This is a genomic window from Streptomyces sp. NPDC001373, assembly GCF_042895815.1.
GTDB lineage: Bacteria > Actinomycetota > Actinomycetes > Streptomycetales > Streptomycetaceae > Streptomyces.
In genome coordinates this window covers 10458-26477 of record NZ_JBIAWQ010000015.1, presented here as the reverse complement: position 1 = coordinate 26477, position 16020 = coordinate 10458, and the positions used below count along the sequence as shown (strand labels likewise).

Below are 16020 nucleotides of genomic sequence, written 5' to 3'. Positions count from 1 at the left end.
GCCTTCCGGAGCGGGTCTGCGGGAAACCGCGGGGAACCGGCAGGACCTCGTGCTCGCGCGCGGCGCCGTCGGCTTCGGGTCGGCGACGGCCAGAGAACAGCTCGGTCGAGCGGTCAGAGGAGGGACTCAGACGTCGGGGCTCCCCAACAGGATGGCGCTCTTCAGCCCGCCGACCTGGTAGTTGAAGGTCAAGGCGTAGTCGAAGTCGAGCGGCCGCGTGGCCGTCCCAGGAACCGGGTCGAAGGTGAGGTTGTCCGCAGGCTCCTCGCAGTTGGCCGTGGGACACACCTGTCCGTAGTTCATCATCAGCAGGGTCAGGGCCACTCCGAGGCAGCCGGCGGGTGCGCCGTTGTGACCGAAGCAGCCTTCCTGGGAGGACATGAGCAGATCGCGCGATGCGGGGCCGTACAGCTCCCTGACCGCGTTGGCCTCGAACGTCGTGACCACCGCGTTGCCGTCGCTGCCACCATGGACGTAGGGCACCTGGTCGATTTCCCAGGTGTCGCCGAGGCACCGCCGCACCGCCGACACCAGCGCCTGTCCGGTGTCGTCGCAAGCCAGCGGATTGGCGAGCCCGTCGCGGGTGGTGACCTGCGAGAGGACCTGGCCGTAGACGCGGCCGCCCCGTGCGAAGGCGTGTTGGCGGCTCTCCATGACGATGGTCGCAGACCCTTCGCCGTGGTTGATGCAGTCGGCACGCCGGTCGTACGGACGCATCAAGGACTCGAATGACGGCAGGAGGGCGGGCATGTCCTGGGACCGCATTGCGTCGTACGTCTGCTGGGCTCCGCTCAGCAGACGCTGGATGTTGTTGATGAGGGGGACGCTGAAGACGTCCACCCCGGTCACCACGGCGATGTCGGCCTCACCGGCGGCAATCATGCGCTGGGCGTTGCCAATCTGGAGGGCGGAGGACGCACAGCCGCACGAAACAGTGAAGTTGGCGCCTTTGGACCGTGTGAGCGCGCCCTGGACCAGGGCCACGTCCGAGGGGGTGACGGACTGCTCCGCTGCGACGAACATCTCCATCGCCTCGGCAACGGGGAGAGTCGCGGGGTCGGCCCTGAGGACGGCGAGGTAGCTGTCGATGTTGGCGTCCACACCCCCGCGGCCGACGAGGACGGCGGCCTCCTGGAGATCGCGGTACACATCGAGGCCCGCATCCACGCATGCCTGTGCGAGCGATACCAGCCCGAAGCGGTGGGCATCCGTGTAATGGCGGGAGAAGAAGTCAGGAATGCCGAAAACTCGTTCCTCGAACGATTCGTTCGACAGGTTCACACTGCCGTAGTACACGCCCTTTTTAACGAGGCATGACATGCCATTGCTGGCCACCTGCCAAAGGTCGTCGGCAGTGAAGACCGGGGAATCGATGCCCGGAAGGCACAGTCCGATTCCGGTGACTACGGCGTCTCGCCCTCGTCGCCCGGCCCGCCTGGTCACGAGTCACCCGCAGGCGACAATGGATTCTTCATCGAGATTCCCCTTCAGGATCAGCCAAGGGCGGCTATGATGGGTCACCGTGCCGCAGCGCGGCCCGTTGATCTGCCGGACCGGCGCACCGGCCTATTCGGCCACGTAGGTACGGCAGGACCAGCGGTATACCGGCCTCTGCTCACCTTCGACGAGTTGGAAGCCCGAGAACTCGAAATGCTCGTAGGCATTCCCGCACAGGATCTTGACCTTCGGCTCGCCTTCCAGGGACTCAACACTCCAGGTGTTGGGAGCCCAGTCCGGCCCTCCGGTGAGCATCACGCTTATGATTTCCGGCATATTCGGCTCCTGTGTCGAGGTGGCGGTCCGGAGCACAATGCACTGCCGCCCCGACCTCTGCTGTTGTCGGGTCTCAGTTTCACGGGGCGTTCCGCATCTTCCGCCGGCTCGGGGACTTCGGCTCCTTCGTCGGGTCGGAAGAAGTCATAGCGGGTATCAGGCACCGGGAGGCCAGGAGACAGGTCCGGCACAGGGACCGCAGAAGCCGGGAAACCAGCAGCATAGTGACCTCGTCATGTGTGGAAAGAAGCCATGACTCGATACGGAGGCCGAATGTCCTGACACTGCGCCTGCGGACCGCGCCCCGTGGAGGGTGAAGGGCGGCGCCGGTGTCACCACCGGTCGCCCGCCGGGCCGGGACACATGGCCCCGGCGCCTCTACTGGCACGAGCGGCCTCTCGCCGCGTCGCCCGGGCTGGCCTTCCGCCGCCCCGGCCGCCACCCGCCGCCGGCTACGCGGAGAAGACGGGTGACAGCCTGGCGCCACCCATAGGGGAGGCGCGGTGGTCCGGCGACGGCAAGGTGCGGCCGTCGCCGGGGTGGAAGGGCAGGCAACCCCGTTCAGGGGTGCCTTCCTGCGAACCGTCAGGTCGCGACGGCCAGCGCCTGGGTGAGCGCCGACGCGGTCGCCTGCTCGGCGCCCAGGGCCGAGCCCGAAGCGCCCAGCAGGTTGTACACGAGCGCGACCGCGTTGCTCGCGGAGGCGGTGAGGACGTTGGCCCCCACCACCGCCGGCTGCCCTGCGCAGTCGCCGATCGCCGCGACGAGCGAGGTGGCGGTGGACAGGTTGGCGGTGCGGGCGGCTGAAGTGTTGTTGACCTGGTCGGCAGCGATCGCCGCGTTGTTGGAGGTCTCGGCGGCCTGCAGGTCGCTGACACAGGCCGAGGGGGCCGCGGCGGGAGCCGCGACGGCGAGCGGGGCGAAGCCCACAGCGGCGGCCGCCGCCATGGCGGCGGTTACGGTAGCCGCGGCGAGGCGGGAACGGTTCATGATGAACTCCCTGGAGGTGATGAACGGGCCTGGTTTCAAGGGCGGCCGGCGGGAGCGGATCCCCGCTCTGTCCAGAAGCTGCTATGGGAACTGGAACTCGCCCTGATCGTCTGGCACTTCACCTGCTGGGAATGACGAACGGAACGGGTCGCAAGAAGGTTCCCGGAGATGGGATGGGCGACCCGCCGGTTCGTTTTCAGTAAGCACCCAAGCCGGGCGGCATCTCTAGGGGCGACTCCCCCACATCACCCGATCGGATGTACTGGCACGCCCCGCACGCCGCAGGTGCAACTACAGAAACCCCCATAACAGGCGCAGAGCCAGCTGCGACACCTTTCCGCGCACCCTTCACAACGCGCGGGCGGTGACGTAGCCACGCGTCGCGCACCACGGTCCGACTGTATTGAGCTGCGGTGGACGACATGGGGCGATCCCTGCTTCGCGATCCACTCCTCGATGTCGTACTCGATGGCCTTGACGCAGGTGTGGACGCCGCGGCGGATGACATGTAGGTCAGCAGTCCGGACCAACGCTCGACCTGATTGATCCATGACGATCCGTTGAGGTGCACGTCGAGATCGCGTGGCACCTATTCTGCCGGGTCGCGGCGTCCGGAGCGGTGCATCGCGAGGCGGAGGGCCGCGGCTCGCACCGGACGTACTTGCGCGGTCCGACACAACGCCGCGAGGGGCCGTGCCGGGCGCCGCGACACGGTGAACCTTTCCGGTCGCAGCACTGGGTAGCCGGCAGGCGTCGTCCCGTCCGGCGTCGGTGGCTCAGTCACGTGAGCGGCCTCCTGCGCCGCACCGGCACATCGAGCGGCCGGGCAGCACGGCGGTCCCGCAGCCTGCCCCGCGACCCCTGGTCATCTGAAGAATCAGCCCATCACGCCGGACTACGCCATCCGAGTGGCAGTCCTTTTTTCGCTGTTGCGGCCATATGTCAATTCGCTGGATAACGGGTTGTATCCAACCGGTGGGTCGTCCATCCTCTCCGGGCCACAGCTGCCGACCATCGCGCGCCGACTACGGGGCGGCCGCTGGAGTGGGTTGCCGCGAGATCTGTCAGCCGGCGTCGGCTGTCGCGGGGTGTGATCTCGATGTGCCTTTCACCGAAGACGTGCCCTCACACGGCATCGAGGCACGTTCCCGCTGTCGGCTCCGCCCCGCGTGGTCGCGCCGACAGCACACGAGTAGCCGGACCGGCCACCGCCTTCCGAAGATGCGGTGTTCCAGCCGCCTTTCACCCACGAGGCGAATCCGGAGCAGCTCCCCAACTGGTTGAAGCGGAGCCGGGAGCCTGAGGGGCAGGGCGCTCACGAGCGGACAGCCCCGTATGCACAGTGAGCGGGACGCGCCTGTTGATCGCCGTCACGACCGCATCCGCCGGGGTGCCGGGAACAACGGCCAGCCTGCCTCGTCGCGCACGGCAGCACCGTCCACACCAGCGCTGGTGGGCGCTGGATCACGGTCCACCTGGAGTTCTGACCCGGCCTCACCGGCCTGACGGGGACGCTCCGTGCGCCCCGGCCTCCCCGATCGCCGGAGCCTGGGTTGTCGCGGTAGTCCCTCACCACCGAAGACACGAGAGGAGCTGGACGTTATGCAGCCTCGCATCTATGTGGTCGACGTCCCGATACACAACCCCGCCGACCCGGCTCGGCGCGGCCTGCACGTCTTCACCGGCGTCGCTGACTCCCCGGCTGCGGCCCTCCGCCGCGCGCAAGAGGTGTACGAGGCCGCGCTCGCCGCGCACACGGCTGGACTTGAGATCCCCGACAAGCAGCCGGACAGCTGGGGAGCACGCGGGCTCAGGCCCGGATGGCGGATGGACTGGGCCGCCGCGAAGGCCGGCCCCTGGCACAACCCCGTCAGCTGGAGCAGAATCAGCGACTTCGCGCTCTGAAGTCCGTCCCGGACAGGCGCACAGCGGCGTCCCAACCAATTGCCTTGCCCGGCAGCAACGCCGATCGCACCTCCGGCCGGTCAGCCGGCGGGCACTGCCGCGGACCGGTTGAGGACATCACGGCAGCGGACGTCCTCGCCGAGGATGGCGAGCATGCCCGCCAAGGGCTCGGCGATCTCCCGCACACCGTCCGGATCTCGGTCGCCGCGCCTTCACCAGGAGGATCCCAACGCTGCCATGGCAAGCACCCCGGTGACTTCAGAGTCAACTCGTGAACATCACCCGATCGTGGATCTGGGCGCCTCCCAAACCTCCTGAACAACTGACTTCACAACAACCCTGACGAGTCCATGCCTCGTCGGTGAGGCGGGGGAGCGCGGCCAGGGCGCGGTCAAGGCGGATTTCCGTGGCGTGCTGCGAGGGCACGCCACCGGAGCCGGCGGGCGGGCGCGGCCCTGCTCACCATCACGCACGTGGGCGCACGGAGGAGGATGGCCGGACCGCCGAGGTCTCCCGGCACGTCCTCGCCCAGGGCTGAACGCTGCGGTACGGCGTCCCGCTGAGCTGACGGAAGCGGGCCGCCGACGGGCGGGCCGACACGGGGTGCGAACGGGTGAATATCCCGCCTTTTCCAACTCAGATCATCCGTACCGGCGGTACGAATAAGGCACTTGCCGTGATCACCTCTGACGGAGAAACCGACATGAAGCACCCGATGTGCGCGCCCCACCCAGTTGAGGCCCAGGTCAGGGCATGTATCGCCGCCGTGCTGAACATGACGGGCGAGACGTACACCAGCCTCGGCGAACTGCTGAAAGTCACGGACGTGATGATCGGACGTCGTCAGCGCGGTCTGGCCCCCTGGTCCATGGCCGACCTGGGCAGGCTGGCGGACCATTGGGGGATGTCCCCCTGGCACCTCGTGGCCGGCCCCAGCGAAGCCCTGGCGAAGCTGTCACCCGCCCGGGTGGACGAGCTGCGCGCAGCCCGCGGCCTGCGCCTGTTCAGTGCTGCTCATTGATCTCGTCCCTGCCGCGCGGCTAGCTGCCACGGCCACGACACGGTGGGAAAGACTCCACCCCAGACATGCCACGGGCCGCCCCGTCGGGAGACGGCCCAGGACAACAGAGAACCCGCCCCCCGAAGTCTTTTGCGGGAACAAGGGGGACGGGTCCGGTGAACCCGCTCGCGCGGGTCGTTGCTTTGATCGTACGGGCAATGCCGAGCCAGATCCAGGCGGCTCGTCGGCGATCGGGTGCAGCGGCGGCGACGCGGGTCAGGAAGGATGCCCCAGATGCACCGTGACCAGCAAGGCCGTACACCCGATGTGGCGGGAATCACAATCCCCACCGCTGCCGCGCCACACCCCCCTACCGCTGCGGACGCCGAGCTTCGGACCGCCGGAGGTACGCGATGAGCGAGGCGTATGCCGCTGGACAGCTCGCCGAGCTGCACGGCCCTGACCACAACCCGTTCTATGGGACGTACGTCCGCGACTGGATCGGTCTGGTCGACGACCTGCGGGACGCCGATGTGCGCGGGTACCTGGTACTGCGCTCCCTCGTGTTCGAGGGGAAGGGGGTCAAGAACCGCGTCCGCCTACTGACGCTTGCCGAGCTGCGCCAGCTCATCCCCGGCCCGAACGGAAAGCCGTCGAGCCTCACCCGGATCCGGGAACTGCTCCGGCACCTGTCGCTCGTCGGTCTGATCACCACTCCCGAGGGCGGCCCGGTCACCACTTCCTCCGGCGGGAAGGCCCAAGGCCGGCACCTGCGCATCAAGATCCACGATCAGCCCGCGAACACCTTCCAGCCGCGGTGGCGCAACACGGAGGAGAAGCTCGCTTCCATCCGTCCGAAGGCCGAGCAGGCCGCCCTCGAAGCGGCGGAGCGGGACGCCTCCCGGGCGGCCGCCAAGGTGGCTGGTCGGAATTCCGGCCAGCAGAGCGCTGGTCGGAATTCCGACCAGCGTGGCCGCAATTCCGACCACGCTGGTCGGAATTGCGGCCACGATCCTGGTGATGGCCTGGACGAAAGGGCGCCGTACTGCTGCTCTTGTAGTCCTTCTTCTTCGACTCCTGCACAACCGGGGGGGTCGGCCGGAGGCCACAGTGCGGGGGGTTTTACGCGTGGGGGTGAGCGTGACGGCGCGGCGTCGGAACGTCCGACCGCAGCGGGCGGCTCCGCTGCCGACACCTCGAAGCCAGCAGCGACGAAGCAGGACAAGGAGCCTGGAGCCCGAGCAGCGAAGTCGAAGAAACGGGCGGCGAAGCGCCCTCTTCGAGTCTCGGAACTGAAGCCCGTGGCCGGTGAGGATGAGGTGTACGCCATGCTGGACGACCTCGGGGTGTTCGGCTCCCCGGCCGCCCGCATTTCCACCTTGCGCCGCGCAGTACGGGAGTTCCTGGGACACTACGCGGACGCCCGCTCCGGGCCGTTCAAGATCTACCCACGCCGCCCCGAGCACGCTGCGCTGCGGCTGAGCATCGGATGGCACCAGGCCGGAGGCCCGCTGCGTTCAAGCGCTGGCTACACGGACGGGGACCGGATCGCCCGGCCGGTCGGCTACCTGGCCACGCTGCTCACCACCCACGAGTGCGACCACCCGAACTGTGAGGCTGGCGTCTTTCTCGACACCCGGGAGAAGTGCAACACCTGCCAATACCGGGCCGCGGAGCGGATCTCCAAGGCGAAGGGCGCTCAGTTGCTTGCCGAGCAGCAGGTTCGTGCGACAGCTGCGGCAAGACTCCGGGCCCGGCAGTTGGCGGACGAAAGGGATCGGGCGTACGGGCAAGCCTTGGAGGAGAACGCGCGCCGCGAAGAGGCCGCCGCCCGCCGGTCAGTGCGGGAGGCCGCCGCGGCAGCCGAGGCTGAGGAGACCGCCCGCCTGCGCGCCGAACTCGCTGAGCAGTTCGCCGCGCTCGACGCTGCCGCAGCCCGGCCGGTTGTCCCTGGCCCGCTCCGCCCTGCCCACGACCAGGATCCCGCCGAGGCCAACGTCTTCCCGGAGGCAGAAGACCCTTTCGTCCCCCGTCAGGCTCCACCGCCTCAGGTAGAGCGGCGCCCGGCTGCACCCGTATGCCGACCTCCAGCCCGCCGGCCCAGCCGCTCCGCCGACCTCACTGCCCTCGGCTACACCAGCCCAGGCTCCCCGAGGTGACCGCCATGGACCAGCGCCGCATCCTCCACGCCCACCTCCACCTCCCACACCACACCCGGCCGAAGCTGTACGAGGACCTCCTCGCACTCGCCGAGGACATTCCCCCCCCCGTTATGTTTTTCGCGGTCCTGCAAGAGGGCCGCTGGCCTCCGGGCCCGGCATGACTGTGTCCCCCTGTCGAACGGATGACCTGGGGGGGCACCGGGCCCGTGGGGTGCCGTCGGAGACGCTGATGAGAGGTCCGACCACCGCCTGGCCGGGCGCAATGCCCGGCCGTTCGCGGGCGGCAGGTCTGCATAACGTGGATGCGCGGGTACGACCCCGACACCAAGGCCAGCCGCACCGAAGGAGTGGAGAGCACAGTGTTCGACACCAGCGACGTGGGCGTCTTCCTCGGCCTGGACGTCGGCAAGACCGCTCATCACGGCCACGGGCTGTCCCCGGCCGGGAAGGAGGTCTTCGACAAGCCGCTGCCCAACAGCGAGCCGAAGCTGCGGGCCGTCTTCGACAAGCTGGCCGCGAAGTTCGGCACCGTCCTGGTGATCGTGGACCAGCCCGCCTCGATCGGCGCCCTGCCGCTGACCGTCGCCCGCGGCGCGGGCTGCAAGGTCGCCTACCTGCCGGGCCTCGATGCGAAGGATGCCGCGGTGATCGCGGACGCCGCCCGCACCACGCCGCACACCCTGCGCTCGCTGGAGCTGACCGACGGATCACCGCCGAGCTCACTGTTCTGGTGGGCTTCGACCAGGACCTTGCGGCCGAGGCCACCCGCACCTCCAACCGGATACGCGGCCTGCTCACCCAGTTCCACCCCAGCCTGGAACGCGTCCTCGGTCCCCGCCTCGGCCACCAGGCCGTCACCTGGCTGCTGGAACGCTACGGATCCCCGGCCGCCCTGCGCAAAGCCGGCCGCCGCAGGCTCGTCGAACTGGTCCGCCCGAAGGCCCCGCGCAAGGCCGCCCGCTCGCTGGGTGGACTTCCCGCACGGGCCGGGCCGCTCCCTCGTCGCGGGGGGGCTTCGCCGTCAATGACGGTGCGAAGTCGGGGCGTGTGCCGGGATGGATCAGCTTCCTTGGCCCATTCCCTTGCGACCCCTGCCAGGTGGAGGGGGAGCCGTCGGCGGTCTCACCTGCTGTGCTGGCGTAGGCGCGGTGTTCGGCATGGTGGCAGCGGCACCGTGGGTGGCCACCAGCCGGGCTGTATGCCGTTGAGCGGTGTCGGAGACCGCCCTGAGCGCAGCAAGGTCCTCAGGCTTGAACCGTCCAGAGGCGGTCGCCACGTCGACGACCACGGCGGCGGTGCGCGCCACCTCACCGTACTGAAGGGCCGACCGGGGCTCGCCCGTGGGCGGCAGGTTCATCCACGCATCGCGGAATGCCGTGACGGCTCGATGCCGGGATTGAGTGATCTCCTGGCCCATGTCCGTCCCCGACCATCCGACGAATGCCTCGGCTACCTGGCGCGCGCCGTCATTCTGTTCGGCAGGCGAGGAGTACGGGTCCGGCTGGCGGTGCGAGGACTCGCTCACTGGGGCCTGGCTCCCGCCGATGCCTACGGATCGCTGCACGGTGTCCTGCACGAAGGCGGCGCGAGAGGCCCGATCGGGAAACTGTTCCATGCGCGCCCACAGCCTGGCGGCCTGCTCGTCGGGAACCGCCTTCTCGGCGAGGTGGTCCTGGAGCTTGGAGTACACGGGGTGGTCAATACGGTGGACGATGCTGTCCAGCACGGTCTTGAGGTGAGGGTCGACCTCGGTGCTGCGTTCAGCCCACTGGCGGACGGCCGAGACGAACTCCACCCGCTCCCTCATGTGCACAGCGGCCCAGTCGGGCGAGGCCTGGCTTGATGACCGCTCGGCAGCGGCGTCATAGACGGCGAGAAGAGCGGCCGCCTTGATCGCTTCACGTGTCATCGGTTCCCGAAAGCGCTCGGGCATCAGGAGCGGGTTGAAACCCCGTACCGTCTCGGGGTCGTCGCGCTGAGACCGTTGCCTGGGTACGCCACCGGCGATCCCGACCGGGGTGTCGAGCGGCCCGTTCAGCGAGTCCTCGATGACGTTGATGGGGTCCTTGCTGGCGAAGGTCCAGGCGCTGTCGGGGTGGAGATCGTCGAAGGGGAACCCCTTCCCCTCACCCGTCTGTTCCGCGCGCAGATGGACCACATACCCGCTCTTGCGGTCCGGTCGCGGGTCGTCCGGGGCCAGGCCCAGAAACGCGTAGCGGCCCTGGAAGTCGGTGCTCGGGTAGGCGGCGGAGAGGAGCTCTTGCACAGTGCCCTTGAAGCTGCTGTCGACGACCGTGACCCGGCTGCCGTCCCTCCCGACGGGTACGCCGGCGCCGCGCAGGTAGGCGGTGAGCTGGCGGTAGGAGCCGTGGATGTCGGCCTCCGCGACGCGCCCCCTGGTACCGCGGAAACCGTCCACCTCGGGGAAGACGGCACCCCTGTTGCGCTCAAGATCCTGCAATGCTGCCTCGGCGACCACCCGGGAGAGCACGACCTCCCGGCAGGACTGGGCGAAGAAGTCCGGGGCCAGAGCACGTGTCGCGGCAGCGAAGGAGTGGCCGTCCCGGCCGAGGAAGACGACGACGCGGCCCTGCTCGGCGTCGGCCCGCAGGTCCGGAAGCATCTGTGCGGCGACCGAGGTGATGAACGGGCCGTGAAACCTGCGGAAGACGTCGTAGGACTCGGCCACCGAGCGGCGGCCCTTAGCCGTTCCCGCCGGTCGCCGGGACCGCCGCCGGAGCGCCGGCCAGGGTCTGGGTGAGCCAGCGCATGAAGGGGTCGTACTCGGCGGTGATGCTCCAGCGCAGCACCGTTCCCGTGTCCGAGACGGTGGTGCGGCCGATGCCGTCCATGGCGATCCGGGTGGGTTCGGAGTCGACGAACGGCAGGTCGAGCGCGGCGGACAGCGTCAGGGCATCGTGCTGCATGCTGCCGGGGTAGAAGCGGCTGAACCAGGCATCCAGGTGATCCGCCAGCAGTCCGGCCCATGCCGGGGCGCCCTCGGAGCTCATCCACGTGTACAGAGCGCTGTCGGCCGTGACTTCGATGCTGGGTGTGAAGGTGACCTCGGAGGCCACGAACTCCGGCGTGGGCAGCAGCCCCGCCGCGACCGCCGCCAGCACCTGATGAGCGGCGGGGACGTCCAGGCGTACGTTGTGCTCCGCCGTTTCGGGGTTGCGGTACCGCAAGGCACCGCCCATCTGGGTCACCCGCAACCGGGCCGCGGCGTTGGGCACGGCGGCGAGGACGTGGGCGAGGTTGGACAGCGGCGCCATGCCGACCCAGCGGACCGGGCCGTCCGTGGAGTCCAGGACCCGGCGCACGGCGGCGACGACGTCGGCAGGCTGTCGGGAAACCGTCTCCGGGATCAGGTGCTCGACGACGAAGTACGGGGTGACGCCGAGCGAGATGCCTGCGACCGTGGCCACGTCGTGCCGGCCCATCAGGTCCAGCAGGTGTCGGGCGAACCGGGCACGGTCGCCGTTGGACTCATCCCCCGTCAGTACGAGTTGCAGCTCGGGGGCACATCGTGCCGCGGCGGCGACGGCCAGGGCGTCGTCGCCGTCTCCGCCGATGTCGGTGTCGATGATCAGAGGGGTGCCCCGCAGGTCTTCCGGCCAGGGACTGCCGCGCAAGGCATCAGCCGTCGCGGCCAGCCCGCTCCCGGGCACCGCCTCTCCCGCCCCGATCATGGCCTGCCAGTGCCGGAGCAGCTCGTCCCTGGGGACCTGTCCCCGAGTGGTGGACACCTCTGAGCCTGGCCCCGGGAGGGGCTGGGTGGGAGGCATCTTTTATGGTGATGAAGGTCTACTCGCCCGAGTTCAAGGCGGACGCTGTCACGCTGTACCTGTCGGACCCGAGCCACACCTTCGAGGGCATCGGCAAGGATCTGGGGATCAGCCGCGAGACGCTGCGTAACTGGGTACGGGCCGAACGGGCCCGCCGCGGCGGGGGCAGCACGACGAGCACGGAGAAGAGCACGGTGGATTCCCCGCCGACGGCCGAGGAGCTTCAGGCCGAGAACGAGGCTCTGCGCCGGGAGCTGGCGGCAGCGCGCAAGGAGATGCACAAGCTCGCCACCGAACGGGACATTCTCCGCAAGGCGACGAAGTTTTTCGCACAAGAGATGACCTGGTGACCAACCGCTTCCAGTTCATCGAGGACCACCACCGCGCCTGGGGCGTGAAGCGGTTGTGTGCCGTGCTGGAGGTGGCCCGCTCCAGCTTCTACAAGTGGCGGGCGGGCCGCGAGGCCCGCGCCTCACGTGAGCGGGCCGACGTCGCGCTCGCCGAGCGGATCAGGGCCGTGCACGCCGAGTGGGACGGCACCTACGGCCGCCCGAGGATCACCGCCGAACTGCACGACGGGGGCGAGCGCGTGAACCACAAGCGCGTCGGACGGGTCATGCGCAAGTACGGCATCGCCGGGCTGCGGCTGCGCAGACGCCAGGTCACCACCGTGCCCGAACCGTCCGCCACACCGATGCCCGACCTGCTGGGGCGCGACTTCACCGCGAGCGCCCCGAACACGAAGTACGTCGGCGACATCACCTACCTGCCGGTGGGCGACGGCGAGTTTCTGTATCTGGCCACCGTGATCGACTGCTTCTCGCGCCGGCTGGTGGGCTGGTCGATCGCCGACCACATGCGCACCTCGCTGGTCACCGACGCGCTCCAGGCCGCCGCCCGGGTCCGCGGCAGCCTGGCCGGCGCCGTCTTCCACAGCGATCACGGAGCCCAGTACAGCTCCCGTGAATTCGCCCGCGTATGCGCCGAGTTGGAGGTGAAACAGTCCATGGGCGCGGTCGGCACCAGCGCGGACAACGCCCTCGCCGAGTCGTTCAACGCGACCCTCAAACGCGAAACGCTCCGTGGCGCCCGCCGCTACGACGGGGCCCGCGCCTGCCGCCTGACGGTCTTCCGCTGGACCACCCGCTACAACACCCGCCGACGACACTCGGCGAACGGACAGCAGGCGCCGACCGCCTACGAACAGCAGTCAGCTACCCTGACACTTGCCGCATAACGACACGAACAGGTGTCCACTCCTCAGGGACAAGGCCCCTGGTCTCTTCGCTGGTGTCTCCCATGGAGAACGCTCCTTCCGTGATGGGACGCCAGCCTGCCGCACAAACACGAAGGCCGTGCGTTATTTCGGCCATTGATCGTTTGATCGAAGCGATCAGCGTCGGCGGTTGTTGTGCCAGCTGCGATGCGCCGGTTTGGTGTCAGTGGGGGATTGGCAGTGACGGTCCATCAGCCAGGTGCGTTCGTGCTGGTCGTATGACTAGGGCGCGTATTTGGTTGTGATCATTCTGTGGGGTTGTCCTCGCGATGTGGTCTGGTCCGGTGGTCCGTGTGTCGTGACGCGTGTGCAACTGTCGGATGCGGAGTGGGAGTTCATCGAGCCGTACCTGCCGGTCGGCGAGTACGGTCCGTACCCCGAACGGCTGCGCCAGCAGTTCGAGGGCGTGGTCTGGCACTTCAGGACCGGCAGTCAGTGGCGTGAGACACCCGGGGAGTTCGGTGCCTGGTCCACCGTCCACAACCGCTTCCGGCAGTGGAGGGACGCCGGGGTGTTCGAGGCCGTCCTGGAGGGCGCGATCGCGGAGGCCGCCAAGCGCGGCGAGGTGGACCTGTCCCTGGTCGGTGTGGATTCCACCACCGTCGGGGCCCATCGTGACGCCGCCGGGATGCGCCTGGAGCCCGGTGCCCTGGCCGCCTTGGAGAAAGCCGCCGAGGAGGCGGAGAAGGCCCGGCAAAAGGGGGAGGCCCGCCGGAACAAGACGGGCAGGACGGCCCGGAACGGGAAGAGCGGCGGCGTATCCGGCGTCGGCGCGAGGTCCGCCTGAAGGCCGCCCTGCTCGGACGCTCCAGAGGCGGGCAGACCGGCAAGGTCCACATCGCCGGCGAGCGCAGGTGCCGCCCGCTGGCCTTCGTGCTGACCGAGGGGCAGGCTGCCGACAGCCCGCAATTCGTCCCCGTGCTGCGGAAAGTCCGGGTCCGCGGGCCGGTCGGCCGTCCCCGGACCCGGCCCGGCGCGGGCGCCGGGGACAAGGTCTACTCGTCTCGAGGCAACCGCAACCACCTGTGCAAACGCCACATCAAGGCCGTCATCCCGGAGAAGGCCGACCAGAGCGCCGACCGCGAGAAGAAGGGCAGCGCGGGTGGCCGGCCCGTCAGCCACGACGCCGGGCTCTGCAAGGACCGGAACACCGTCGAGCGCCTGATCGACAAGCTGAAGGCCTGGCGAGGTGTCGCCACCCGCTATGACAAGACGCCCGCGGGCTACCTCGCCGGCCTCCACCTTCGCGGCGCAATGATCTGGATCAAAGACTCACCGGAACCGCCGCTTGATCACGACCAGATATGCGCTCTGGTTGGGCCGTTCCGTCGCATCTCACCGTCGTGACCCGGGCTCACGCCCGGGTCATGGCCCCATGAGTGGCATGTTCACCGCAGTGTGACCTTGATGCTGCTCATGGCCGGCCTGCGGAGGGCTGGCTTGGAGGAGACCGCAGCCACTGCTGGTCACGTGAGGTTGACGAGAGCTGACCAGGTGTCCGGGCCCACGATGCCGTCGGCGGTGAGCTGGTGTTCGGTCTGGAAGGCTGTGACGGCCTGGGTGGTTCCTTGGCCGAAGGCCCCGTCCACGGAGTGGGAGTGGCTGTTTGCGGTGAGGAGGCGTTGGACGGCTTGGACGGCGGGGCCTTTGTCACCGGTGCGGACGTTGGTGATCAAGGCGTGCCAGGTGTCGGGACCCACGATGCCGTCGGCGGCGAGGGAGCGATCATGCTGGTAGGAGATTATGTGTGACTTTGTCGTGGGACCGAACACCGCGTCGGCGGCGGTGTGGTATCCGTGGGCCGTGAGCAGGAGCTGGATCGCGGCGACGGTCTCTCCTTCGGCGCCGGTTTTTACGAGGGGCCAGGCGCGTGTTCCGGAGTCGGGCCGGCGTACTGGTGTTTTCAGTGGCGCGGGAGGTGGGGTCTGTGCCGGGAGAGTGCCGGTTTCGCTGTTGCCGGCGCCTTGTGAGTCCTTGCCTTTGCGGTCGGTGCGAGCGTCTTCGCCGGGTGTGGGACAGGCGGCCGGCGGGCAGTCGCCGAAGGCCGGCACGGCGGCTGGCGGTGCGGTGTTGCCGGCGCTTCCCTGGGTGTTCTGGTAGGCCGAGGCGGTCAGGGTGAGGACGGCGGCAGTGACGAGCCCCATCGCGAGTGGGTGGTGTCGGAGCCGGTTGAGCAGCCGCTTGAGCGACCCGGAGGGATGGCGTGGCGGAGCGGCGTGATGTGCGGTCGGTGTGGTGGTCATGGTCTTCTCCGAGGGGGATGAGGGGGACGGTCGGCAGGGGGCGGACACCGGTCGGCGTCCGCCCCCTTGAGGTGTGGCCCGGCTACTTCCAGGCGCAGTGGATGTGGGTGTTGTGGTTGGGGTCTCCGGGGCCGCGGAGCTCGGTGGCGCCGAGCTGGGAGCAGAGGTTCATCACGGCCTTGTGGGGTGCGCCCTTGCCGACGTGCTTGCCGTTGATCACGTTCACGTCGAAGCTCAGGCCGCGGTAGTGGCGGGAGGTCTTGCTGTGCACACCGCCGGCGAACTCACTGATGTTCATCCGGTAGCCGTACGTGTCGTGCAGGGTGAGCAGGCCCCGGAGCATGCGCGGGTCCAGCTGGACCCGCTTGGACCCGACGTGGCTTCCCGGGCTGGTGAGCGCGCCGCGCCCGGCGGCCATGTCGACGATGTTGGCGTAGGCGCTGGAGGTGTTGTGACGGGTCTGCGAGTGCGTGCGGGCGAATGTGATCCCCGGTGTCTTCAGGAGCTGCTTGGCGAGGGCGACGGCGTTGCCCGCCGGGACACCAGCAAAGCCGCCGGTGTCAGTGAGCAGGAGGCTCCAGGTGCGCGGGCCGGCGATGCCGTCGGCGGGGAGTTTCTTGGTGGTCTGGAAGGTGCGGACGGCGGCGGTGGTGGCGGGGCCGAATTCCCCGTCCGCGTCGATCCGGCCGCCCGAGGCGTTGAGCTGGTGCTGCAGGGCCTTGACGGCGGGGCCACGGCTGCCCTGCTTGACCGTGACAAGCAGGGCCCCCCAGGTGCGGGGGCCGATGATGCCGTCGGCGGGGAGTTTCTTGGTGGTCTGGAAGGTGCGGACGGCGGCGGTGGTGGCGGGGCCGAATTCCCCGTCCGCGTCGATCCGGCCGCC

General features: G+C 69.0%; 11 protein-coding genes and 2 pseudogenes. 6 read left to right on the top strand and 7 right to left on the bottom strand.

The features are described from left to right. Positions 1-126 precede the first annotated feature (126 nt). The 3 genes from ACFY15_RS27760 to ACFY15_RS27750 form a co-directional block, all read right to left on the bottom strand. A complete protein-coding gene (locus ACFY15_RS27760; protein WP_390691579.1) occupies positions 127-1395 on the bottom strand; it encodes a beta-ketoacyl synthase N-terminal-like domain-containing protein in 1269 nt (422 codons plus the stop codon). Between the two features lie 171 nt (positions 1396-1566). Further along, complete coding sequence (locus ACFY15_RS27755) at positions 1567-1773, bottom strand: DUF5988 family protein (protein WP_390691572.1); 207 nt, start codon at positions 1771-1773, stop codon at positions 1567-1569. A 585-nt stretch (positions 1774-2358) separates the two neighbouring features. After that, complete coding sequence (locus ACFY15_RS27750; protein ID WP_390691573.1) at positions 2359-2763, bottom strand: hypothetical protein; 405 nt, start codon at positions 2761-2763, stop codon at positions 2359-2361. Positions 2764-4365: 1602 nt separating this feature from the next. Here ACFY15_RS27750 and ACFY15_RS27745 point away from each other — a divergent pair. The 4 genes and pseudogenes from ACFY15_RS27745 to ACFY15_RS27730 form a co-directional block, all read left to right on the top strand. Then, positions 4366-4668 carry a hypothetical protein gene (locus ACFY15_RS27745; protein WP_390691574.1) on the top strand — a complete coding sequence of 101 codons (303 nt, stop codon included), beginning with the start codon at positions 4366-4368 and terminating at the stop codon, positions 4666-4668. A 676-nt stretch (positions 4669-5344) separates the two neighbouring features. After that, positions 5345-5689, top strand: coding sequence for an XRE family transcriptional regulator (locus ACFY15_RS27740; RefSeq protein WP_390826273.1), 345 nt, complete (start codon positions 5345-5347; stop codon positions 5687-5689). 392 nt (positions 5690-6081) lie between these two features. Next, positions 6082-7827 (top strand): hypothetical protein, encoded by a 1746-nt coding sequence (locus tag ACFY15_RS27735; RefSeq protein ID WP_390691576.1) that lies wholly within the window; start codon positions 6082-6084, stop codon positions 7825-7827. Positions 7828-8189: 362 nt separating this feature from the next. Beyond that, a pseudogene (locus ACFY15_RS27730) lies at positions 8190-8791 on the top strand (IS110 family transposase); the annotation flags it as partial. A 99-nt stretch (positions 8792-8890) separates the two neighbouring features. Here ACFY15_RS27730 and ACFY15_RS27725 read toward each other — a convergent pair. After that, entirely contained in the window at positions 8891-10519 is a 1629-nt protein-coding gene (locus ACFY15_RS27725; protein ID WP_390691577.1) for a hypothetical protein, read from the bottom strand. Between the two features lie 13 nt (positions 10520-10532). Beyond that, on the bottom strand, positions 10533-11579 hold the full coding sequence (locus ACFY15_RS27720; RefSeq protein ID WP_390826272.1) for a nucleoside hydrolase: 1047 nt from the start codon (positions 11577-11579) through the stop codon (positions 10533-10535). Positions 11580-11623: 44 nt separating this feature from the next. Here ACFY15_RS27720 and ACFY15_RS27715 point away from each other — a divergent pair. Together ACFY15_RS27715 and ACFY15_RS27710 are read left to right on the top strand one after the other, a co-directional pair. Next, a protein-coding gene (locus tag ACFY15_RS27715) for an IS3 family transposase (RefSeq protein WP_390826271.1) occupies positions 11624-12855 on the top strand; the annotation gives its coding sequence in 2 pieces (ribosomal slippage) (positions 11624-11942 and positions 11942-12855; 1233 coding nt in all). Positions 12856-13192: 337 nt separating this feature from the next. Beyond that, positions 13193-14241, top strand: a pseudogene (locus ACFY15_RS27710) (IS5 family transposase). Positions 14242-14360: 119 nt separating this feature from the next. Here ACFY15_RS27710 and ACFY15_RS27705 read toward each other — a convergent pair. Beyond that, positions 14361-15137: a peptidoglycan-binding protein gene (locus tag ACFY15_RS27705; protein WP_390826270.1), complete on the bottom strand. Its 777-nt coding sequence runs from the start codon at positions 15135-15137 to the stop codon at positions 14361-14363. A gap of 82 nt (positions 15138-15219) precedes the next feature. Next, the coding region (locus ACFY15_RS27700; protein ID WP_390826269.1) for a peptidoglycan-binding protein at positions 15220-16020 on the bottom strand (801 nt) is incomplete at its 5' end.

Excerpts from the sequence above, each read along its gene's own strand:
- ACFY15_RS27745 (WP_390691574.1), top strand. The coding sequence starts at position 4,366 with ATGCAGCCTCGCATCTATGTGGTCGACGTCCCGATACACAACCCCGCC.
- ACFY15_RS27735 (WP_390691576.1), top strand. The coding sequence starts at position 6,082 with ATGAGCGAGGCGTATGCCGCTGGACAGCTCGCCGAGCTGCACGGCCCT.
- ACFY15_RS27755 (WP_390691572.1), bottom strand. The coding sequence starts at position 1,773 with ATGCCGGAAATCATAAGCGTGATGCTCACCGGAGGGCCGGACTGGGCT.
- ACFY15_RS27705 (WP_390826270.1), bottom strand. The coding sequence starts at position 15,137 with ATGACCACCACACCGACCGCACATCACGCCGCTCCGCCACGCCATCCC.
- ACFY15_RS27750 (WP_390691573.1), bottom strand. The coding sequence starts at position 2,763 with ATGAACCGTTCCCGCCTCGCCGCGGCTACCGTAACCGCCGCCATGGCG.